Below are 21,437 nucleotides of genomic sequence, written 5' to 3'. Positions count from 1 at the left end.
TAACTCCAGCAGCAGTATATAATTGGATTTATCAATATTCACCAGCACACAAAAAAGGAACGACGATGGTCATACAAAAAGATTCAGAAGCCAGTAAAACGCAAGAATTACAAACACGTATTGCGAACTTAGAACGTCATTTAGGTCAAAAATAATTAGCTTTAGACTACTTAGAAAAATTAATTGAATTAGCTTCAAAAGAGTTGGATATAGATATAAAAAAAAATTACAAACCGACACTTTAGAATATTTTCGACTAAATCTAAATAGCCATGGTCATAGTATGACCGACTTGTTTTTACTTTGCAAAATCAGTCGTCAAGCACATCATCAAAGCCTAATTAGAGAGCAAAAGTGGACATTAAAAGAGTACCTAATAGTGGGGTTAATTCTTCAAATTCGTGAGATACACCCTGCCATGGGTTTACGAACGATGTATGAGTTTTATCAGCCACAAGATATTGGTAGAGATGCTTTTGTAAGCATTGGTTTGACATATGGCTTTCGTGTAAAAGCCTTTAAAAATCAAATCAAGACGACATTTTCAAGCCCATATAGTCGCTACAAAAATCTCTTAGTTGGTAAAGTTTTAACTAATATAAACCAATTATGGACAAGTGATTTGACCGCACGGGCGGCCCCGTTATTTTAAGGTGGGTGAAATGTTTTTTTACATTGTTTTTATTATGGACGTTTATTCCCGTAAAATCGTTGGCTTTTCAGTAGCTGACAATATGAGAGCCGAAAATAATGTAAACGCTTTAAAAATGGCTTTCAAAGTCAGAAATACTCATAAGTTTACCGAACTTATCCATCATTCAGATAGAGGGGGACAGTACATTTCTGATGAGTACACTCAATTGTTAGTTGATGCCAAAATTGCCATCAGTATGTGTAATGAAGTTTATGAAAATGCTCACATCGAAAGGGTCAATGGAACAATTAAAAACCAATACCTTAGACATTGGAATATTACCAATTTTGAACAATTAAAAAAAGACCTAAAAAGGGCAGTTCATACCTACAATAACAACCGACTTCACTCGGCTCTTGATGGTATCACTCCTTGCTCGTTTGAACAGTACTTCAATGAACTAAATCTCGACAAAAGACCAAAACTACCTATTTGGACTTGTGATGAATCAAAAAATATAAACCCAAATCAATGTATATTACAATTTTAACTATATTGAATCTTTATCTAAACCTGTCAACCTATTTTAGGTAATGACAGTATCCATGTTACCAAATAACTGCTTAACCAAATCAAATTATGAATGACAACTCTACTCTTAAACAGACGCTGAGGCGATTAGTCTCTCTGACTATGGCAATGGGTTTATGTGCCTCCATGACATGGGCTCAAACTCGAACCGTGACAGGAAAAATTACTTCCAAAGAAGATGGAACAGTGATGCCGGGGGTAAACATTATACTGAAAGGCACTCAAAAAGGAACAAGTACCAATTCATTGGGTGCATATTCCATTGAAGTTACCGGTGCCAATTCAACATTAGTTTTTTCTTTTGTGGGCTACGACCCCAACGAAATAGTGGTTGGCAACCGAAGCGTAGTTGATGTGACAATGACTCCCGGTGCAGAAAACCTGAAAGAAGTCGTCGTAACGGCTTTGGGTATCAAACGGGAAGAAAAATCGCTGGGTTATTCCGTAGGTAAAATTGACGGAAAAGAACTAAGCCGAGTAGCGCAGGAAAACGTCCTGAACGCTATGTCAGGTAAGGTGGCCGGTGTTACTGTAAGCTCTACCGGTGGAACAGGTTCTTCAGTAAGTATGGTAATTCGGGGAGCTACTTCACTGGGCAGCGATAATCAGCCGCTTTTTGTTGTCGATGGCGTGCCTTTGGCCAATACACTGAACAACATCAGCCAGGTAGGAAACGATAACCGTGCCGATTTCGGCAACTCCATTTCCAGCCTAAACCCAGATGACATTGAAAGCGTTTCTATCCTGAAAGGTCCAAGTGCTGCCGCGCTATATGGCTCACGTGCAGGACACGGAGTAGTATTGATTACGACAAAAAGCGGCTCAAAGGCTAAAAAAATGACTGTTTCAATTACCTCTAATACGGTTTTTGATAAACCGTTTAAATTTTTGAAATGGCAAACGCAGTTTGGCCCAGGCCAATTTTCGGCCATTCCGCCCTCTGTCAGCGGCAACCCGCTTACCAATCCATTCGGTGGGTTGATTCAGGAAAACGTAGGTGCCACTTACGGTGCGGCTCTGGACAAAGGATACGAGGAAGTTCAGTGGAACAGCCCGCTTGATGCCAATGGAAAGCCCATTAAGATGCCTTTGGTATCTCATCCTAACAACGTCAAAAACTTTGTTCAGACGGGTATTACGACAACCAACGGCGTATCGGTAGCCAACAGTAATGACAATTACAGCTATCGGTTGTCGTATTCAAACATGCAGAACAGAGGAATTATTCCTAATTCTGATTTATTCAGAAACACGTTTAATTTAAACTCTTCCGTAAAGGTTAGCGAAAAATTGAGAGTAAGCAGCAACCTTGATTTGAGCCGTTCCAATTCTAATAACCGTCCTGCTGGTAACCGTGGTACCAACCCTCTTCAATGGGCGTATGCCGTTTCTCCGCACACTGATATTAAAGATTTAGAAAATTACTGGCTTCCGGGTCAGGAAGGGCTTCAACAACGTTCTCAATTCAAAGGAATTTACAACAATCCTTACTTTTTGGCGAATGAAGTCAACAACAGCTTTGTTCGGGATCGTATTTTTGGAAACGTAAGAGCCGATTGGCAAATTACCCCTGAGTTGAGTATCATGGGTAGATATGCATTGGATACTTACAACGAGAATCGTGAGATGAAAATAGCCAATAGCTATACCAATGATCCTCGCGGTGCGTATGGGCTTATCAACATTGCCAATTTTGAAAGAAATGCCGATTTCTTAGCCACTTACAAAAAAGACCTCAAAGATTTTGATTTTTCTGTTTCAGTGGGAGGAAACTCGCGTTATCAGAGAGGTTCCAATGTCACCAATGCAACTAAAAACGGCACGGGTTTAATTGTACCGGGAGTATACAACATCCAAAACATTGCTCCTGCCAACTTAGATTACAACAGCAGCTGGTTTCAACGCGCTATGTACAGCGTGTATGGATTGGCTAATCTGGGCTTTAAAGACATGATTTTCCTGGACATTACGGCCCGTAACGACTGGTCTAGTACGTTGCCGGCTGCCAATCGTTCCTATTTTTATCCATCCGCCTCTTTGAGTTTGTTGGTAAACGAAATGATACCTCTGCCAACGCAAATCAGCATGTTGAAACTCAGAACAGGGTTTGCTCAAGTGGGTAATGACGCGAGTCCTTATCAGTTACTCGGAACGTTGGGCAATGCAGGCACTTGGGATGGTATTCCCCGTCTTTCTTCACCCAGTACACTCCTTATCTCAGATTTGAAACCTGAAATTGTAACCTCTTACGAGAGTGGAATTGATTTGAATTTATTCAAAAACCGTCTGCGTTTCTCCGGTACGTATTACATGGTTGAAAACCGTAACCAAATCTTAAGTGCCAAATTGCCGCCTTCATCGGGCTATTCATCCAAAAACATCAACGCCGGTTTGTTAGTAAGCAAAGGGTTTGAATTGAGCTTGGGTGGGACCATTATTGACAAAAACAATTGGAGATGGGATTTGAACACCAACTGGACCCGCAACCGCACCACTATCAAATCGCTATCGGATGACTTACCCTACTACACCTTATGGCAGGATGCCAAAGGAGGTGCATGGACGTACGTAGGGGAGCAAATCGGAGATATTTATGATGCCAAAATCGTAACCGTTGAAAACAAGGAATCTCCTTACTACGGATATCCGATCTTGGATCAAACGGGCAAATGGCAATCCATTGATGCCATCAATACCAAAAATAAGATTGGTAACTTCAACCCTAAGTTTATCATGGGAATGCAGACCTCCGTTTCTTACAAAGGCTTTAGTTTGAGCCTGTCATTTGACTGGAGAAATGGCGGAGATTTTGTGTCTCAAACCTACCGTTACGGCGAAGAAAATGGTCAATCACAACTTTTCTTAGACAAACTCATTAATCCTAACGGACTGACCGGGCAGGCATTGCGTGACTACTTGGTAGCCAATCAAGATCAACTTATCAGAATCAACGGCAATTACTTCCCATTAGTAGGCGGTCCAACCCCTGATTACGGCGGCTATCCTTTCAAATATGGCCCTTACACATTGCCCCACGGCGGTGTATTTATTCCCGGTGTCATTGCAACAGGTTATGATGCAAACGGAAACCCAACCGGTTATAAAGAAAACTTGGGCGGTGCGGGGACTACCATTCTTCCTTTTGCGGGAAGTACGGCATGGTCTTTCACAAGGGCATTTTTGTACGATGCTTCTTTCCTAAAATTGAGAGAAATCACCGTTGGCTACGACTTACCGCAAAAATTCCTGAAAAGAGTGGGTGTACAAAGCGCCAACTTCTCGGTGTATAGTAGAAACATCATTTTGTGGACTGCTGCTAAAATCAACATTGACCCCGAAAATGCGTTCCAACCCGAAGCAGGTGTACAGGGAGGAAGCCAATTCAAACAAGGAATTGAGCGCTACAATGTCAATCCTTGGGTGATTCCTGTCGGATTTAAATTAGGTTTAACTTTTTAAGAGAACATAAACAACATTAAAGCAATGAAACTCAATACATTTAAATTCACATGCTTCGCGTTTCTGTTTTCCTGTACAGTATTTTCCTGCAAGGATTTAACAGAACTGAACGTAAACCCGAACGGGGTCAACCCCGACAATGCTAACCCCAATTTGGTACTTTCCACTGTACTGACAGAAGCGGGAAAAGCATTTGTCAACTTAGGATATCAAGACATAGCGGGGGTGATGCAACATACCCAAAAAGATGGCTGGAGCGGTGGCCACAACGAGTACGATTGGGGCGGCAGTCAAAGCTGGACGGGTTATTACGATATCCTGCGCAACAATCAATACGTGAATGACCGTGGCGTAGCCATCAATTCAGAATTGCACCAAGGCATTGCTTTAGTGATGAAGTCTATGATGTATGGTCTTATCACTGATTTGTGGGGAGATGCGCCCTATTCTGCCGCTTTGAAGGGCGCCGTAGGCGGTGCTGAAAACACATTCCCCGCCTTCGATTCACAGGAAGCTATTTATACGGGAATTTTAGCCGATTTAGAGAAAGCCAATACACTGCTCTCCAAAAACGCAACTGAATATACCGCTACCGTAGGAACTGCCGATGTGTTTTACCAGGGCGCACCAGCTAAATGGAGAAAATTGGCTAACTCTTTGGCTTTGCGTTACTACATGCGTATTTCAGGCAAGAAACCGGACGTAGCAAAAGCGGGGATTGAAAAAATTGTTGCCAACGCTACGCAATACCCCATTATTACGGCCATTGCCGACGATGCCGCCATGCCATTTGCGGGAAACAGCGACGCTGATTCCTGGCCTTCCAACGCCATCTACGATGCCAGCGAGAGCAACTACCGCCGAATTAAAATGGCGGCTCCTTTTGTCGATAGATTACTCGCTTTAAAAGACCCTCGTTTGGCCATTTGGGCCAATAAAGTAAAAATACAGATTGTGGTGGATCCATCTCTTCCTAAAGGCACTGACAAGATTGATGGTACTAAACGCAATCTCTCTCCCGACAAAGTAGCAGGTAAAGAATACAACACAAATGAATACGTAGGTTTGCCGATTGCAATCGTGGGAGGAGCTTCTTATAACCTCAGCCCTACTGCCGAACAGGGTGCTAATAATCCGCACGTGTCTTGGGTTAATGATATTTACAGACAAGCCAAAGGACCTTTGTTAAAATCCCGTCTGATGTCAGCAGCAGAGGTACGCTTTATTTTGGCCGAAGCAGCCTTAAAAGGTTGGGCTGCGGGTGATGCCAAAACAAACTACGAAGCAGGTGTAAAAGCCTCAATGGATACGTGGGGAGTTACAAGCAGTTATGCTGCTTATATTGCCGGAGCTGACGTAAAATACAATGGCACGTTGAAACAAATCATTGAACAAAAATGGATTTCAAGCTGGACAGCAGCTCAGGAAGCTTGGTTCGATTATCGCCGAACAGGCTTCCCTGAGCTCAAAGCAGGTCCACAGGCAAAACGCAGTGTGTTGCCGGTTCGGTTTTACTACATGCTCGACGAACGTAACTTGAATAAAACCAATACCGAGTCGGCGATGAGCAAGTTGGAAACAACTTCGTACTCAACAATTGATGGAAAAAATAGCCCTTGGTCAAAGCCGTGGGTGATTCAAGGTACCGGCAAACCTTGGTAAATCTTTAAGGTTCCTATTTGATTACTATACAATAAGGGTGGAAGATTTTCCACCCTTATTATCTCCAAAATGAAAAAATACAACTTATTTCTCAGCATCATTTTCTGCCTGTGTGCCGTTGCATTCACGGGACATTCTCAAACGTTAAAAGTTGGAACTGCTTTACAGGTAATTACTCCCAATCCGCTTTTGCCCGCTTCAGGAGGCATTGGCACTCCTAAAAAAACCACCGAAAAAAAGGGAGACTTATTTGCGCGGGTCTTGGTCTTGGAAAAAGGTCCAACGCGTATCGCCATTGTAAGCGTAGATAATTTGGGCTGGTCGTCAGTATTAGGAAATCGTTCCAGAGCATTGATCAAAGGTATTCCGCCCGAAAATGTGTTGATTGGCTGTACTCATACCCACAGCGGGCCTGATGCCTACGCGTTTCCTGACCAAACCGGCAAATCTTCTGCTGACTTAACTTATTTAGACGATTGTGTCAAAAAAATCGCGGATGCAGTCAATGAAGCAATTACCAAACTCGAACCTGCAACGCTGAAAATCGCCGTGGGAGAAGCCAAAGGAAGCATTGCCTACAACTACTACGCGCCCGCTTTGTATGACCCTCGTTGCGGTATTATTCAAGCCATTGCAACAACGGGCACCAACAAAGGCAAGAACATTGTCACTCTGGTTAACTACGCCATTCACCCCGAAGTGATTGGGTCAGGAAGAGGCATTATAAGTCCTGATTTGTGCGGGCCTCTGTACGATCGCATCGAAGCTAAAGCAGGAGGAATGGCCATTTTCATGAACGGTGCCCAAGGAGGCATGGTAACGGCTGATACACGCCGCGAAGCCAATACAGAAGCCAATACGTGGGAAGAATGTATCAGAATCGGAGAACTGTTGGCCGACGAAGCCTTACGAATTGTGAATGAGGCTCCTGTTTTGGAAAATCCGGCGTTGTATTGCACTTCCCGAAAATTGGAGTTTCCCGTAGAATCTGAAATGATGAAATTCATTCTTAAAAATTCTCCGCTCAAGCATCCCAACGCCAAAGACAATTCTGTAAGTACACAATTGAACCTGTTAAACATTGGCCCCGCTCAAATTCTCACCATCCCGGGAGAAGCGTTACCTAATATTGGTTACTATGTAAAACGTAACATGAATACCAAATTGCCCTTCCTTTTTGGACTGACCAACGATGCGTATGGCTATATGCTTACTAAAGTAGATTTCAACAGTTTCAAACGATACGAGTACGTAAGTCGCACGAGTTTGGGTGAAATGACGGGCGAAATTTACATCGAGCAAGCTCTTAAGCTTGTGAAAGAAAGCCCGAAGCCGGAGTAAAAAACCGTTAATTGTTAACCGTTATTAGGTAAATGTGTCCGGCTAAAAAATACATACTTAGTTTATACGTCGTTAATAGACGACTTCCATTTTTGCCCATTTGCAATTTTGCTCACTTGTTTATTTCTTTCCTCAACATTCAATTCACTATCATGCGCAAGTCCTCTTTTATTGTATTCCTTACTTTTTTTGCCTTCACGTTACAACTCAAAGCCCAGCAAAAGGCCATCACGCCCGAGACTGCCCTCAAAAGCTATATCAATAACGGAGACAACACGTTCAAATGGGAGTTGAAAGACACATTTCCCATGGGTGATGTGACGGGCTATAATTTGTTGCTTACTTCTCAGACCTGGAGAGGGATTGTTTGGCGTCACCAATTGACCGTACTGGTTCCCAAAGAAAATCTGCACGACGGTGCTATGCTCTTCATTACGGGAGGTTCTAACAAAAACGAACAACCTAACTGGAGCGACAAAGACAAATTTTGGCTTCCACTGGCAGGTATCTCTACCAAAAATAAAGCCATTGTAGCATTGTTGAAACAAGCTCCCAACCAACCCCTGTTTGGCAAGTTGACCGAAGATGCGTTGATTTCCTATACCCTTCACAACTTCAAAAAAGACGGTGATTATTCGTGGCCTTTGCTTTTTCCAATGGTAAAAAGCGCCGTACGCTCTATGGATGCGATTCAGGCATTTTCCAAACAGAACCTGAAACACGATGTAAATAACTTTTTGGTAACGGGCGCTTCCAAACGCGGTTGGACGACTTGGCTCACGGCAGCCATTGACGATAGCCGGGTAAAAGCCATCGGGCCGATGGTAATTGACATGCTTAACATGCCAGCTACGCTTGATTATCAACTGAAAACGTACGGGGCATACAGCGAGCAAATTGGAGATTATGTAAAGCTTGAAATTCCACAAACGGCCAACACTTCTCAAGGAAATGCCATCACCACAATGGTTGATCCTTACTCCTACCGGGCTAAACTGACGGTTCCAAAAATGATTTTCATCGGCACTAACGATGAATATTGGACCGTAGACGCCATCAAGCATTATTACGACCAAATTCCTGGCAAAAACATGATTCACTATGTGCCAAACGCAGGACACGATTTGGGTGGCGGCGCACAGGCTTTGGAAGCCCTGAGTGCCTTTTTTGGTACGACATTAGATAATAAAACCTATCCTTTGCCTACTTGGAAAATTTCATCAAGCAAAAAATCAGCGGATCTGAATGTCAAAACGGAAAGTGCGGATTTGGTAGATGCTATTCTTTGGACAACTACCTCTACCGACCGTGATTTCAGAAACGACAAATGGACAAGCAAGAGTTTGGGTGTTTCTAACACCTCCAACATTAAGTTAAAAGAAACGTATTCAGCTACGGGCTACAAAGCCTTTTATGTGGATTTGAAATACAAAAATCCTAACGGTGGCACTTATACAGTAAGTACCCGCGTATTTGTCACAAACCAGAAAAAAGTGCTTTAAGTAGTCTTTTCAGCCATTTTGAGCGTATTATAAACAGATACTAAACCCATACGCTCCCGTCCCGAACACCTAATTGACAAGCTGCTCAGCAATGAGTTATCAAAAGAGGAGCTTGACGAGTTGCTGGCCGGGCTGGGAGAAAAAGAAATGTCTCCGGAATATTCAACTATTCTGGAGCATTACTTCAACCAGCTCCTCAATGAAAATGAGCAGCAAACCGTCATGACACCTCAAAGGTTAAAAGTGTAGAGCTATCCACCCATTTTTTCTTCACAAAGTAATTTATTTCTAATCCATTGGAAGATTGTTCTTATACTAAAATCTGTTTTTTTGACTAACTGTTCGGGAGAAAAATGAAACGATTATTTACAAATTTCATATTGGTTTTTGCCTGCGGGTTGAGTGTTTTGGGTAGCTTTGCCCAGAATGGCCTTGCTCCTTTGCCAGCCTCAAAGAATAAATTTGTGGTGATTGCTCACCGAGGCAACCATGTGAATGTGCCCGAAAACACCTTAGCTTCCTACGAAGAAGCCATCAAAAGTGGCGCAGACTACGTAGAAGTTGACTTGCGAACCAGTAAAGACGGATTTTTGGTCGTTCAGCACGATGATACCGTTGACCGCATGACCGACGGTACGGGAAAAGTCAACGAAAAGTCATTGGCTGAGCTCAAAAAATTGCAGGTAAAAAACAGCAAGCCTACCGATGCAACGGTACACCGCATTCCTGAGTTTAAGGAGGTATTGAAACTGTGTAAAAATCGAATCAATATTTATCTGGATTTCAAAGATGCCGACGCAGCCGAAACCTGGAAGCAAATCCAAGCGGAGGGCATGGAAAATCAGGTAGTTGTCTATCTGAACAAAATACCAAGTTATAAGCAGTGGCGCAATGTGGCCCCTCAAATGCCGCTGATGACGAGCCTGATTGACGATGTAAAGAACAAAGACCAACTGCGTTTTTTTCTCGGTCAAGTCAAAATTGAAGCGTTAGACAATATCTACGACCAAGAAATGGTCCAAATTGCCCAAAATGAGGGTGTAGGAGTTTGGTTGGATGTACAAAGTCCCTCCGAAGGACCGCAGGCATGGGACAGCGCTTTACAAAAAGGAGTAAACGGAGTCCAAACCGATCATCCGGAAGACTTGGTCAATTATTTAAAAAAGAACAATTGGCGAGATGGCGTAGCCAAAAATGCGGCGAATGTTCCTAAAAAACCAACTTATCAATCGCTGATGGACGTTTCGTACGGGGATGCCGAAGGCAAGGATAATCTATTAGATGCGTACTATCCCGACAACCACAACAGCAACACAAAGTTAGTCGTCTATATCCACGGCGGTTCTTGGAACCGAGGTGACAAAAGTGAATTTCCCAAACAACTCATTGACGATTTGGTAGGAGAAAAAGGCTACATGGTGGTGTCTATTAACTACCGTTTGGTAAAAGATGGAAAAAATCTGTTTCCTGCTCAAATTGAGGATATCAAAAAAGCACTTGCCTTTTTATCAAGTAAGGCGGCGAGGTATGGTTTCAACGGCAATGAATTTGCCCTCATAGGGGGCAGCGCGGGTGCCCATTTGGCCTTGCTTTATGCGTATAAACACGACCCTAAAAAACAGGTAAAAACCGTACTTAATCTTTGGGGCCCTACGGATTTGACGGATAAATCAGTACGTGCCGATGGCAGTGACGCCAACAATACCGTTATCCGATTTTTGGGAGATGCTGATCCCAAATCGCAAATTTGCATTGATGCCAGTCCATTGCTTCATTTGACCAAAGAAAGCGCCGTGCCCACGATTTCGTTTCATGGAGTGGAAGACCCGCTTGTAAACGTGAGTCAAGCCGAAAATTTGCACAAAAAACTACAATCACTGGGAGTTTTAACCCAATTGGAATTGTATCCCAAAGAAAAACACGGCATGAGTCCCTCCGCTGCCGTTGATGTTTTTGCCAAGATGATCGCGTGGCTGGAAAAGCAATATCCTCCTAAATAAATAAAAGCCACCGCTGCGGCAAGCCTCGCAAAGACGCAGCGGTGACAGTAATGACAATGAAATCCACCCCATTTTTAGCAAGTATTCTGTTGTTTATCAGTGCTGTTTCCTGCACTACCACTCAACCTACAAGTTCGGTTCACGAAGTAATGGACGGTGTCGTTACGAGGTTGTACGAAAAACTAACATCTGCTCAACTCGACACCATTTCTGAAAGCTACATTCTTCCTTTTCTTTCGGAAGATGAAAAACAAACGCTAGCCACGCGTTATTGGACATTCGACGTAAGCGTGCCCGTTGTCGTTTCTCTGATGCGGGACCAAAATCAAAAAACACTTCCGTTTTGGCTTGAAAAAAGTGGATTTCAGAAAACCGCCATGCTCGTTAAAAACGAAGAATATACCTACGATGTTTGGCAAAAAAAATATGACACAGGCAAAGTTGAACTGGGAATCAACGGCTTTGACAAACACCGCCCTGTGTATTTTCTGAGTGTAGGAGCGCAAAAAAAGGGAGATAAACCGGTCATTTCAAACGTATTTCCCGAAAATCAACAATTCCAACAAATGAAGGTCGGTGCTTTTACGTACCACGATTGGGATGATTTGCTCCTTTCCGAAGTATCTGAATCTTTGATAGGTCAAACCTTGTTTACCACTGTTCGAGGTCGCGCCCGCGAAGCTCATTTAATGGGGGCTTTCCGTCAAACACTCTATCCTGCGACCAATCGTCCCGACCAAATCATGCTAACCATCAGCAGTGACCCGACCACAACGATGGACATTCAATGGCGCAACAAACAGGAAGTAAAAAACGGCACGGTAATCTATTGGGCAGAAGCTGCTAAAGATACCCTCACGGCTACTGCCACGAGTTTCAAAATGGAAGATCGCCTGTTGCCCAACGACCGCTATGTTCAGCGCTTTACGGCGCATCTTACTCAACTGAAACCGGCTACCACCTATTTTTATCGGGTTGGTACAACAGGTGCTTGGTCCGAAATTGCGTCTTTCAAAACTCAGGCAGCGACGCCCGAAGCGTTTTCCTTTATCTGGTTTGGCGATACCCACAAATCACCCGATTGGGGTAACATGGCGCGTCAAACATTGGGCCGTCACCCCGAAATTTCTTTTTATTCCATCATCGGCGATTTGGTCAGTACCGGACTCAACCGCGACGAATGGGACGAGTTTTTTCATCATTCGGGGCAAATTTTCAGCCAAAAACCGCTAATGCCCATTCCCGGCAATCACGACAGTCAGGACGGTTTGGGAGCAGCGATGTATCAGAACCTATTTAGCCTTCCAAGCAATGGCCCTGAAAAATTGCCAACTGAACGCACTTACTCATTTCACTACCAAAATGCGTTGTTTGTCATGATTGACGGGACTTTTTCCAACACCGAACAAACCGCTTGGATTGAAAAACAATTGGCCAATTCGAAAGCCAAATGGAAGTTTGTGATGCTGCATTTTCCGCCCTACAATTTCGAAGAGGATTACGCCCAAATTCGCAAAGAGTGGGGAGTCCTTTTTGACCGTTATCACGTGGACATGGTCATGAGCGGACACATTCATTACTACATGCGCAGCAAACCGATTTTTGCCGAAAAGACCGTTGCTTCCCCCGACAAAGGCACTATTTATACGATTTCAATCAGCATCCCGAGCCAACACAAAAACTGGTCTGAGGAAGACTACGCAGCGGCTCGTTTTCAAAGCGGCCCTGTGTATCAGCACATTCGGATTGATAATAATCAGCTAACATATCGTTGCCTTGATGTAGAGGGTAAAGTCAAAGATGAGTTGACGATTGTGAAGACAAACAAGTAACTTTTAAGCTGTTTGTAGAGTCACTTCCGGCGTTGATTTTGGCAATGGCAAAAAATGCTCAATGGCAGCTCTATTTACTTTCTTTTCGGCGTACCAAAGTTCATAATCCCGTTGTAATTTCAACCAAAATTCAGGTTTTGAGCCAAAAGCCTCTGATAAACGAACAGCCATTTCGGTGCTGATACCTTGATGTTCATTCAGAATACCAGATAAAGTCTTAGGTGTAATCCCTAATCCTTTTGCGACCTGCCGAATGGTTAACTCTTGCCCTGTTTCTTCCTTTATCCCTTCTATCAAATCCCGTATCATCGAACCGGGATGTGGTGGTCTCATGCCTCTATTCATCTTATTTTCCTCCTTTTTAATGATAATCAATGTAGTCAACATCATACGCATTTCCGTCTTCAAAACGGAAAATAATTCTATAATTCCCATTAATTTTAACAGACCAAAACCCTTTTAAGTTACCTACCAACGGGTGTAAGCCCCAACCAACGATGTCCATATCTTCAATAGTTTGGGCTTCATCTAAGCGATAAAGAATACGACGAATCTTCTCAATATGATGAGGTTGCAATTTTGAAGACTCATCTTTTTCAAAAAAAAGTCGCAAACCTTTATGCTGGAAACTATCTATCATTACACAAACATAACACATAACGTTATGCGTTTCAAATAATCTGTTTCAATGCTTAATTTTTTTACATTTAGTTACTCCGCTTCCTCATTAATAGCCATTCCTCTCCTTTGAAATTTGGGTAAGCCCGTGACCTTCGTAACTTTGCCGCAAAGATTACGAGTTATGTCAAAATCCATCTTAGTTTTAAAATTTGGAAGTGCGGCCATTACCAAGGCCAATGGTGAGTTGAATCCGTTGGTGATGGTCGAGATAGCGCGACAAGTGGCGCAGTTGTATACCGAATACCATTTAGTGATTGTGTCATCAGGAGCAGTGGCGGCGGGCAAACAGTACATCCGTGACTACGCAGGCGAAATCACCCAACGCAAAGCCGCAGCCGCCATCGGCAATTTGTTGCTTCTGAATAAATACGCTCAATTTTTTTCTCCTTACGATATTCCGGTAGCGCAAAGTCTGTGCGAACGGGGGCATTTTGCCAACCGCGACCAGTTTTTGCAGATGAAAGACACTTTTCAGGAGCTATGGAAAAACGGAATTATTCCCATTGTCAACGAAAACGACGTAGTAAGCAGTCACGAATTAAAATTTTCGGATAACGACGAGTTGGCAACGCTCATTGCCGTTGGTTTTGGGGCAGATACGTTGATGCTGTGCACGTCGGTGGGCGGATTGCTGGACGATAAAGGAAAAGTGATCCCTTCCGTTTCGCAGGTCAATGACGTATTTCAGTACGTTCGCAGCGATAAATCCAGCGTGGGATTGGGTGGGATGACTTCCAAACTCACTTTTGCTAAACTGGCCACGCGCATGGGAATCCGGACCATTATCTTCGGAATGAACGAACCGGATGGTATTTTGCGCGCCTTCAAAGAAGAAACGGGAACGGTGTTTGCGTCGCAGGAAAATGCCATTTCGGCTCGCAACCGTTGGCTTGGCAGCGGCAGTTTGGTAGCCGGACGAATCATCATTGATACTGGTGCCGGACAGGCGCTCCAAAACCGAAAAAGCCTTTTAGCGGTAGGTATCAAAACCGTAGAAGGTGATTTTGAAGCAGGAGAAGTCGTGGAAATACTGGATGTAAACAATGCATTACTTGCCGTAGCCAAAGCCAGAGAATCTTCGGTTGTTATCTCTCAAAACCTTAAAACACAAAATTTTGAAGTGGCTAATGCCAATGACATTGTCTTGCTTTAGCCTCCAACGCTTATCCCATTTCCTTTGCTATTTTCTCAACTTCTTCCAGCAATGCCCTCAAGTCCCGGACCGTTGTCAGTGGATTCATAAGCGATACCCGCAAGTACAATTTTTCACGCAAGGTGGTTTGCACAATATAAAACTTTCCTTCTTCCAAAAGTCGCTGCCGAATCGTTGCATTGAGTGTGTTGTAGTTTTCGGAGCTACTCCCCTCCCCTACGTATCTGAAACAAACAATATTGCTTTGTGGCTCAATGGCCAATTCAAACGCCGAATTAACATTCAGGATTTCAACAAAAGCCTTCGCCAGATCGTGCAGGGTATTTACATTTTCGGCAAAAATGCCTTCTCCGCAGGTTTTCAGAATAGAATAAATTTTGACACTCATCATCAGCTTGGTACACTCAAACGTCCGTTTTCCTGAGTTAAACCATTCGTGGGAGCCTTGGTTTGCCCACAGATACTGCGCTTTTTGATGGAAGGTTTGAAAAGAATCTTCGCCGTTTTTGAAAATCAGAGCCGTAGCCAAAGCGGGTGTCATCAACATTTTGTGCCAATCTATGACAACCGAATCGGCGAGTTCTATTCCTTTGACCAACGATTTATATTTTTCGGAGAAAACAACGGCTCCTCCGTGAGCACCGTCTACGTGAAACCACAGATTATGTTGTTGGCAAAAATCACCAATGGAAATTAAGTCATCATACGACCCCGTTGAAGTAGAGCAGGCACTGCCTATGACTGCAATGACCGTCAGACCTGCTTCTTTTGCTCGTTGGTAATGCACTTCCAAAAGCTCCGTTCGCATTTGAAAACGGGCATTGGTCGGAATTTTAATAATGCCCTCACTTCCCATTCCCATAATTCTTGCGGCACGGTCGATGCAATAATGAGCTTCCTCAGAAACCATAACGGCCAAACGCCCAGCTGTTCCGTCTTCCCAAACGTCGGTAGGGGCTTTGGCAGCCCGGGCCGAGAGTAAAGCCGTCAAATTGGCCAAGGTTCCGCCCGAAGTTAATAATCCGGAAGATTGAGAAGTAAACCCGATTTTTTCGGCCAGTAAATCACTCAGTATTCGTTCCAAAGGATTGGAAACAAGACCCATTTCATAAACGGCCATCCCGTTGTTGAGCATCCCGGTCAATAGCCCGGCTAAGGCAGCAATCGGCAACGGCGGCGACACTTGATGCCCCATGTAATGCGGATGATGCAAATGATTGGATTGGCAAATGATTTCTTCAAACAGGGCAGTTGAATCGCCAATGCCTTGTTGTAAATCTTCCTGCCAAAAACGAAGATTATCTTCGGGCAACCGATAAGGAATAACGGTTTCAAACTGTTGACTTTGGGCGGCATGAAGATAGTCAGCCAAGGTATCCACCAATTTGTGAGCATCCTGACGAAACGTCTCGGCCGAATAAGCTTGTTGTAGATTCACGGAAAATGACTTTTGGAAACTGCAAAGTTGGCAAAACACCGCCAGCTTTTCAAGCCTGTCCCCAACGTCGTTTCCAGCGATTCTTCACTATTCGTTCAATAATCAGGAGCAAAAGCAACGAATTGATAGGGAGTAACAGGCTCTGAATCATTTTGAGGTCAATGTTCTTCAAAAAATCTTCATACACATTGCCTGCCCCACTGTCAGTTGCAGGTTGTAATCTCCAGAAAATAAAAGTACCTATCAGTACCAGTACCATTACACCGGCTAAAACGAAAGGAAGGATTCTGAGCAGAACAGGTATCTTGTAAATGGATTGAGCAGTTTCCCACTTGCTCATCAATTTAGTTTCAAAAGCTAAAGAAGGGCTTTCCAGCGGTAGTACCGCCAAGCCTTCGTGCAAATCGCGCAACTCATTGAAGTACAGTCGATAGTTTTCATCCATCGTCATCAATTGTTGATGCCGTTGGCGAACTGCCGCAGGGGCTATTCCGTCCAGTACCTCAAATATCTCGTCGTTGGTCAGTAAGTCCATTTCAGTACAAATTTTTTACTTCAGCCCCCAATTGCGACCGCAGCACATCCGCCAGTCGTTTACGGGCACGGTGCAGTTTCACTTTGATAGTTTCCGAAGAAATCGCGGTAATCTCGGCTATTTCTTCCAACGAATGCTCTTTGAGATAAAACAACGTAATCATTGTCACATCATCCGGCGAAAGTTGTGCCAAAGCGTATTGAATTTGGGTAAAACGTTCTTTTTTGTGAATTCCCTGCGTCGTATCCATCACTGAAAAGGCCAACGCGTGAGTTTCTGTGATCGTTTCCGTAGGCTTTTGTCGGCGCTTGGCTCCCAAGGCAGCATTGAACACAATTCGATAAAACCACGTTGTAAATTTAGCAGTTCGGTTAAAATCTTTCAACGCCCCAAATGCCTGCATGAACGCATCCTGCGCTGCTTCTTCGGCCTCTTCACGGTGATTCAGAATGCGATAGGCCACCGTAAAAGCAAAATCCTTATGACGCTGTACCAAGTCTCGATACGCCGACTTGTCGCCCGTCCTAATTCGCTCAATAATGACTATATCTTTCTGATGTTCATTCACAATGGATTGGATGCACAAAGAGGAAAACAGGTTACAACGAAGTTAAGATTTTTTTTCCTGAATAATTTTTAAAGTTCCCTGTAACCTATAGTTGGGTAGGTTGCATCATATAGCCAAAACGAACCAAACATTTACTTTAAACTGATACAAAAATGCACGCAGCAGCTATTGCAGTTCCGATTGTCGCCATTGTGGGCGGTTTGACAATGATTATTTTTCTACGCTATTTCGAAAACATCGAACGAATGGCCATGATTTCCAAAGGGCTTAACCCTCTTGAAAATCAAAAACGCCGACGTATCAGTCCAGACAATACACTTCGGATTGGGTTATTGGTAGTGGGAGCTGGATTAGGATTATTAATAGGCACAATTTTAGCTCCCTTTACAAATGATTCTTTCGGGGATGGAATTCAAATCTCGTTGGTGATGATTTTTGGTGGAGCGGGTTTGCTTGCTTCCTACGTGATTCAGATGCGGAATGAGAAAAAAAGGGAGGAATAATCAGTTGATGACACATTCGTATCAGGAATAAATCCGAATGATTGATTAAGTAGTTGAACGTTACTATATTTGTTGACTATCAACTACTTAAACCCTTTATTTCCATGACACGCGCTGCAAAATCCGTTTATTACTTCGGCTATTATTTATTGGGATTAGGCTTTCTCATTACGTTCTTTCCCAATTTTATGCTTCAAACTTTTTTTCTTCTGCCTACTCAGGAAGTCTATATTCGAGTAGTGGGAATATTGGTTTTCAACATTGGGCTTTATTATGTGGCAGGGGCTCCAAGTAATTACGAGCCTTTTCTGCGTATCTCCATTCTGACGCGCTGCCTTGTTTTGGTTTCTTTTATCGCATTTGTCCTGCTGGGCTTTGCACAACCTGCCTTGATTCCGTTGGGTATCGCCGATTTTTTAGGTGCTATGTGGACTTGGTGGGAGTTAAGAAAAAAATAGTTTGGTGTTGTTTAGGCTCTTATTAAAGAATTGAATCAACTTATTTTTAGTAATTATCTAATTATCAACCGTTTAACAAAATGACAAAAATCATTTTTGTTGAACAATAAAAAGAATTAATTAGACTTTACTAAACCTAAGTTACATGAAATTGTTTGACACTCCTACTGAAAAAGAAGCTTATTACGCCAAACGCCGAAAGCGAGGATTCATCATTGGGGGCATTGGAGGCGCCGTATTGGGTCTTGGTTTCATCATTCAATACATTTTGTACATGAACGGCGCTTCCTTCAATGCCGTCATGTATTCCCTTACCACCGTTGGAATTTGCCTTGTTTTTTACGCTGCCATCGAAATTCTGGGTCTTTAGGAATATTTTGTAATCAGACCTCATTTTTTTAGTGCCCAACAGATAATATCGGGAGATTTTGGAGTTAATAGAGGGAATAACTCTTTTGTTCCCATGAAATCTGTCGTACACATTTTAGCAGTAACCCTTCTATTTGTTCTCAACGGTCAATTGATACGGGCACAAGTAGAGGTGACTACGCTGCGTACCATGATTACGCTGTCAAATCCTTCGCCTAAAAAAACGTATCGCATAACGGATGCAGGCAAACAGGGAGATTGGCACTACGACACCGAAGATAAGGAATCAGAACCCAACGTTGGAACGATTGTAAGCAGCGCCAATCGTGCAGTATCTGGAAGATTTAAACGGATTTTTGATTACCAGGATGGGGTCAATATAGATTGGTTTTTGCCTTCCTCCACTTCTTCGGGCAGTATTAATGAAGCACTTCTATTAGCACTATCCGCTTGTGAACGGGTTAATTTTGGGGCTAAAACCTATCAAATGGAACCCGTTACAATTACTCCAAAGCAATCTGCCAACCCAAAGCGGGTCGATTTTCACTTCCAAAATACAACGTTACAAGCGAAAAATGGCCTCAATCGCATTAAGGTTATTCAACTGGAAGATATTCCAGAACTTACTTTAGCAGGTGCGCTTACTTTGGATGGCAACGCCGCCAATGTAAAGATTTCCAATCCTTTAAGTCAGGGAGGTGAAGCTTTTTTACACATCATTTCCCCTTCCAATAACCCAAAATCGAAACTGGTGATGGGTTCGGTGACGATTCGCAATATGCCCATGTGCGGCATTACTATTTTCACCCGCAACGATGAACAGGATAAAGGCTATGACCGAATTACGGTAAAAGCCTTTCGCGAAATCAACGGTTTTAACCACCTGAATATTCGGCAGGATGATTTTGCGATTTGGGGGGTCAATGTCCGAGGCGCTCACCGAGCTGTCATTATTGATTCCCTGTATGCCCAACAAGACAACGAGGTTTGGGGCGATGCCCCTATTGAAAAGCCTTTTTATACGTTTACGTTTGAAAATCAGGTGGATCCAACCGTGCATAAACGCAAAGACAGTCTGTATATCAAAAATCTATACGCCAAATATCCCTGCGCGATAGTGCTTTATACGCAGGCCCCTAATCATGTTCGGATAGACAATTATGTCATGGACGGAGCCTTGCGCAAACCAAGCGTAGCCGATGCGGGAGCGTATCCTACGATGCTGCAAAAAAAACTCTCGTGGGTAGGTTCCAAACATACATGGACGTCTTACAAAAGCCCCAAAAGCAGTTTTTACGTCAAAAAGCTATTGATAAAGAACACCAATTCGGCTTTTATGAGCGAATCTTCTGCCAGCGATATAACCGGCCTGTGGCTCAACAAAGCCATCACAGGGGCAGTATTTGATGAAGTGGAAACCGACGTTCGCCTTAAATTTTATGGTGATGGTTTCTATTTCGGTTTCAAAGACGTTCCCGACGGTCGCCACCGCGTCGGAACGTTTATCAGTCATATACCTGCTAAAAGAAACTATGTACAGCCGTTAAACGCTGATTTGACGATTGAAAAACTCCATTTGGCCAAAGGAACGGGAGTAACATTTGCCATGGGAAACGCAAAAATAGGCGCGATTACGCAAGAATCAGGGACGTATGCAGCTTTTGAAAGTCGAGAAAATAAATACAAAGAAGCCTCCACGCTTTACAATGGTTTTATTGTAGAATCATGCAAAGCGTCCAACATCCTTTGGAAATTTAACTGGATTATTGACCAACAAAATGTAGCTGATACCCAAGGGGTTGCCACAGGCGAGCGATACGAATTCAAAAACTTTTCAGGCAACAATTTATTGCAAACCCAAACTACTGTATCAGCCTCCAACGGCTCGTCGGTGTATATGACGGCAAACCGATTCGATAAGGAGCCTGCTTTGCGGACTTCCATTGAAAAATTTCTTCAATTTGTCGAATTCAACTGGAGCAATGTCTCCATGAAATTGACGGATTCTTCGCCCAATAACTTGACTCAACGTTATATCCCTTTTCAAGCCAATAAATCCGGTTTGCTCAATGCTGCCCGAAAAATGACGCCGACACGAGGCTGGAAAAAGGAATGGCAGCCCAGTTCATTTTCCAAATGTGTGATTACTCCCTGACCTTCTATTTTCGCTTAACCAACTGGCTTTGAAGCCGTTGAATCAGCATATTGATGGTACGACGGTTCAATTCTTCTTCCTGTAGGGAGTAAGCATCATATTGTTGGTGTGTCAGTCGTCCTACGATTGTGCCTAATAGTAAGCTTCTGAAATTCAAATCTTTACGAATGGTTTGTTCGATGTAGATGAATTGGTCTTCGGGCGAAAAATTATCAAAATTAGTCTTTCGCTTACTGATTTGATGCCGGAACATCGCAATAAGCAACTCGTTCTGTGATTTTAAGATGGGCCGCAGTACTTCGTTTTGAAAATACTCGGCGGGGGAAATTATAGCTTCCATAAAGGGTATATGCTTAATTTTTGTAAACTGTCATTACCTAAAATAGGTTGACGTAAAATCAACTTATTTTATGAGCGAACAAAATTCAAGGCCTAATAAAAGTACAAATTTAAAGATTCGTCAAAGGCGGATATTCAGTGAGGAGTTCAAACGAGAGAAAGTTCAGGAAATAATCTCTGGACATCAAAGTATCGGTTCTTTTTGTAAATTATGGTC

The 21,437-nt window shown here is 43.2% G+C and carries 19 protein-coding genes; 13 read left to right on the top strand and 6 right to left on the bottom strand.

Going from position 1 to position 21,437, the window contains the following annotated elements; translation table 11 throughout:
* Positions 1 to 283 precede the first annotated feature (283 nt).
* The 8 genes from Q0081_RS11000 to Q0081_RS10965 all read left to right on the top strand — a co-directional run bounded on the left by Q0081_RS11000 (position 284) and on the right by Q0081_RS10965 (position 13,021).
* Positions 284 to 652 (top strand): hypothetical protein, encoded by a 369-nt coding sequence (locus Q0081_RS11000; RefSeq protein ID WP_298352766.1) that lies wholly within the window; start codon positions 284 to 286, stop codon positions 650 to 652.
* A 10-nt stretch (positions 653 to 662) separates the two neighbouring features.
* Positions 663 to 1,184: a DDE-type integrase/transposase/recombinase gene (locus Q0081_RS10995; protein ID WP_298352763.1), complete on the top strand. Its 522-nt coding sequence runs from the start codon at positions 663 to 665 to the stop codon at positions 1,182 to 1,184.
* Between the two features lie 89 nt (positions 1,185 to 1,273).
* Positions 1,274 to 4,684: a SusC/RagA family TonB-linked outer membrane protein gene (locus Q0081_RS10990; protein ID WP_298352760.1), complete on the top strand. Its 3,411-nt coding sequence runs from the start codon at positions 1,274 to 1,276 to the stop codon at positions 4,682 to 4,684.
* Between the two features lie 24 nt (positions 4,685 to 4,708).
* Entirely contained in the window at positions 4,709 to 6,346 is a 1,638-nt protein-coding gene (locus Q0081_RS10985) for a SusD/RagB family nutrient-binding outer membrane lipoprotein (protein WP_298352757.1), read from the top strand.
* Positions 6,347 to 6,415: 69 nt separating this feature from the next.
* Positions 6,416 to 7,687, top strand: a complete 1,272-nt coding sequence (locus Q0081_RS10980) for a hypothetical protein (protein ID WP_298352756.1) — start codon at positions 6,416 to 6,418, stop codon at positions 7,685 to 7,687.
* Between the two features lie 152 nt (positions 7,688 to 7,839).
* The gene (locus Q0081_RS10975) at positions 7,840 to 9,189 is read left to right on the top strand and encodes a PhoPQ-activated pathogenicity-related family protein (protein WP_298352754.1); all 1,350 of its coding nucleotides are present in this window, start codon (positions 7,840 to 7,842) and stop codon (positions 9,187 to 9,189) included.
* Positions 9,190 to 9,542: 353 nt separating this feature from the next.
* Positions 9,543 to 11,189: a glycerophosphodiester phosphodiesterase family protein gene (locus tag Q0081_RS10970; RefSeq protein ID WP_298352752.1), complete on the top strand. Its 1,647-nt coding sequence runs from the start codon at positions 9,543 to 9,545 to the stop codon at positions 11,187 to 11,189.
* Between the two features lie 56 nt (positions 11,190 to 11,245).
* Complete coding sequence (locus Q0081_RS10965) at positions 11,246 to 13,021, top strand: metallophosphoesterase family protein (RefSeq protein ID WP_298352749.1); 1,776 nt, start codon at positions 11,246 to 11,248, stop codon at positions 13,019 to 13,021.
* A 3-nt stretch (positions 13,022 to 13,024) separates the two neighbouring features.
* Here Q0081_RS10965 and Q0081_RS10960 read toward each other — a convergent pair whose 3' ends face one another.
* Positions 13,025 to 13,354: a HigA family addiction module antitoxin gene (locus tag Q0081_RS10960; RefSeq protein WP_298352746.1), complete on the bottom strand. Its 330-nt coding sequence runs from the start codon at positions 13,352 to 13,354 to the stop codon at positions 13,025 to 13,027.
* Between the two features lie 28 nt (positions 13,355 to 13,382).
* Positions 13,383 to 13,661, bottom strand: a complete 279-nt coding sequence (locus Q0081_RS10955) for a type II toxin-antitoxin system RelE/ParE family toxin (RefSeq protein WP_298352743.1) — start codon at positions 13,659 to 13,661, stop codon at positions 13,383 to 13,385.
* 162 nt (positions 13,662 to 13,823) lie between these two features.
* Between Q0081_RS10955 and proB the strand changes: the two genes are divergently transcribed.
* A complete protein-coding gene (proB, locus tag Q0081_RS10950) occupies positions 13,824 to 14,855 on the top strand; it encodes a glutamate 5-kinase (protein ID WP_298352740.1) in 1,032 nt (343 codons plus the stop codon).
* Between the two features lie 10 nt (positions 14,856 to 14,865).
* On the opposite strand, the gene Q0081_RS10945 is transcribed toward proB, so the two are convergent.
* From Q0081_RS10945 to Q0081_RS10935, 3 genes are read right to left on the bottom strand one after another with little or no spacing between them, the layout of a single operon-like run.
* On the bottom strand, positions 14,866 to 16,293 hold the full coding sequence (locus tag Q0081_RS10945; protein WP_298352737.1) for a pyridoxal-dependent decarboxylase: 1,428 nt from the start codon (positions 16,291 to 16,293) through the stop codon (positions 14,866 to 14,868).
* 49 nt (positions 16,294 to 16,342) lie between these two features.
* Entirely contained in the window at positions 16,343 to 16,828 is a 486-nt protein-coding gene (locus Q0081_RS10940) for a hypothetical protein (protein WP_298352736.1), read from the bottom strand.
* A gap of 1 nt (position 16,829) precedes the next feature.
* Complete coding sequence (locus Q0081_RS10935; RefSeq protein WP_298352733.1) at positions 16,830 to 17,414, bottom strand: RNA polymerase sigma factor; 585 nt, start codon at positions 17,412 to 17,414, stop codon at positions 16,830 to 16,832.
* Positions 17,415 to 17,548: 134 nt separating this feature from the next.
* On the opposite strand from Q0081_RS10935, the gene Q0081_RS10930 reads away from it, so the two are divergent.
* From Q0081_RS10930 to Q0081_RS10915, 4 genes are all read left to right on the top strand, one after another.
* Positions 17,549 to 17,899, top strand: a complete 351-nt coding sequence (locus Q0081_RS10930) for a DUF6249 domain-containing protein (protein WP_298352729.1) — start codon at positions 17,549 to 17,551, stop codon at positions 17,897 to 17,899.
* Between the two features lie 104 nt (positions 17,900 to 18,003).
* On the top strand, positions 18,004 to 18,357 hold the full coding sequence (locus Q0081_RS10925) for a hypothetical protein (RefSeq protein ID WP_298352726.1): 354 nt from the start codon (positions 18,004 to 18,006) through the stop codon (positions 18,355 to 18,357).
* A 145-nt stretch (positions 18,358 to 18,502) separates the two neighbouring features.
* Positions 18,503 to 18,727: a hypothetical protein gene (locus Q0081_RS10920; protein ID WP_298352724.1), complete on the top strand. Its 225-nt coding sequence runs from the start codon at positions 18,503 to 18,505 to the stop codon at positions 18,725 to 18,727.
* A gap of 93 nt (positions 18,728 to 18,820) precedes the next feature.
* Positions 18,821 to 20,881, top strand: coding sequence for a hypothetical protein (locus tag Q0081_RS10915; RefSeq protein WP_298352721.1), 2,061 nt, complete (start codon positions 18,821 to 18,823; stop codon positions 20,879 to 20,881).
* Positions 20,882 to 20,885: 4 nt separating this feature from the next.
* Here Q0081_RS10915 and Q0081_RS10910 read toward each other — a convergent pair whose 3' ends face one another.
* Entirely contained in the window at positions 20,886 to 21,221 is a 336-nt protein-coding gene (locus tag Q0081_RS10910; RefSeq protein WP_298352718.1) for a glyoxalase, read from the bottom strand.
* Positions 21,222 to 21,437: the final 216 nt, after the last annotated feature.

It is taken from the genome of Runella sp., from assembly GCF_027484545.1.
Classification (GTDB): domain Bacteria; phylum Bacteroidota; class Bacteroidia; order Cytophagales; family Spirosomataceae; genus Runella.
The sequence above is the reverse complement of the archived record's forward strand: the minus strand, read 5'-3'. Positions and strand labels throughout refer to the sequence as shown.

What these genes read in the sequence shown, in the direction of transcription:
- Q0081_RS10960 (WP_298352746.1), bottom strand. Translation starts at nt 13,354, where the DNA reads ATGAGACCACCACATCCCGGTTCGATGATACGGGATTTGATAGAAGGG.
- Q0081_RS10965 (WP_298352749.1), top strand. Translation starts at nt 11,246, where the DNA reads ATGAAATCCACCCCATTTTTAGCAAGTATTCTGTTGTTTATCAGTGCT.
- Q0081_RS10940 (WP_298352736.1), bottom strand. Translation starts at nt 16,828, where the DNA reads ATGGACTTACTGACCAACGACGAGATATTTGAGGTACTGGACGGAATA.
- Q0081_RS10970 (WP_298352752.1), top strand. Translation starts at nt 9,543, where the DNA reads ATGAAACGATTATTTACAAATTTCATATTGGTTTTTGCCTGCGGGTTG.
- Q0081_RS10920 (WP_298352724.1), top strand. Translation starts at nt 18,503, where the DNA reads ATGAAATTGTTTGACACTCCTACTGAAAAAGAAGCTTATTACGCCAAA.
- Q0081_RS11000 (WP_298352766.1), top strand. Translation starts at nt 284, where the DNA reads ATGACCGACTTGTTTTTACTTTGCAAAATCAGTCGTCAAGCACATCAT.
- Q0081_RS10955 (WP_298352743.1), bottom strand. Translation starts at nt 13,661, where the DNA reads ATGATAGATAGTTTCCAGCATAAAGGTTTGCGACTTTTTTTTGAAAAA.
- proB (WP_298352740.1), top strand. Translation starts at nt 13,824, where the DNA reads ATGTCAAAATCCATCTTAGTTTTAAAATTTGGAAGTGCGGCCATTACC.
- Q0081_RS10975 (WP_298352754.1), top strand. Translation starts at nt 7,840, where the DNA reads ATGCGCAAGTCCTCTTTTATTGTATTCCTTACTTTTTTTGCCTTCACG.
- Q0081_RS10995 (WP_298352763.1), top strand. Translation starts at nt 663, where the DNA reads ATGTTTTTTTACATTGTTTTTATTATGGACGTTTATTCCCGTAAAATC.
- Q0081_RS10930 (WP_298352729.1), top strand. Translation starts at nt 17,549, where the DNA reads ATGCACGCAGCAGCTATTGCAGTTCCGATTGTCGCCATTGTGGGCGGT.
- Q0081_RS10910 (WP_298352718.1), bottom strand. Translation starts at nt 21,221, where the DNA reads ATGGAAGCTATAATTTCCCCCGCCGAGTATTTTCAAAACGAAGTACTG.
- Q0081_RS10980 (WP_298352756.1), top strand. Translation starts at nt 6,416, where the DNA reads ATGAAAAAATACAACTTATTTCTCAGCATCATTTTCTGCCTGTGTGCC.
- Q0081_RS10990 (WP_298352760.1), top strand. Translation starts at nt 1,274, where the DNA reads ATGAATGACAACTCTACTCTTAAACAGACGCTGAGGCGATTAGTCTCT.
- Q0081_RS10915 (WP_298352721.1), top strand. Translation starts at nt 18,821, where the DNA reads ATGAAATCTGTCGTACACATTTTAGCAGTAACCCTTCTATTTGTTCTC.
- Q0081_RS10985 (WP_298352757.1), top strand. Translation starts at nt 4,709, where the DNA reads ATGAAACTCAATACATTTAAATTCACATGCTTCGCGTTTCTGTTTTCC.
- Q0081_RS10925 (WP_298352726.1), top strand. Translation starts at nt 18,004, where the DNA reads ATGACACGCGCTGCAAAATCCGTTTATTACTTCGGCTATTATTTATTG.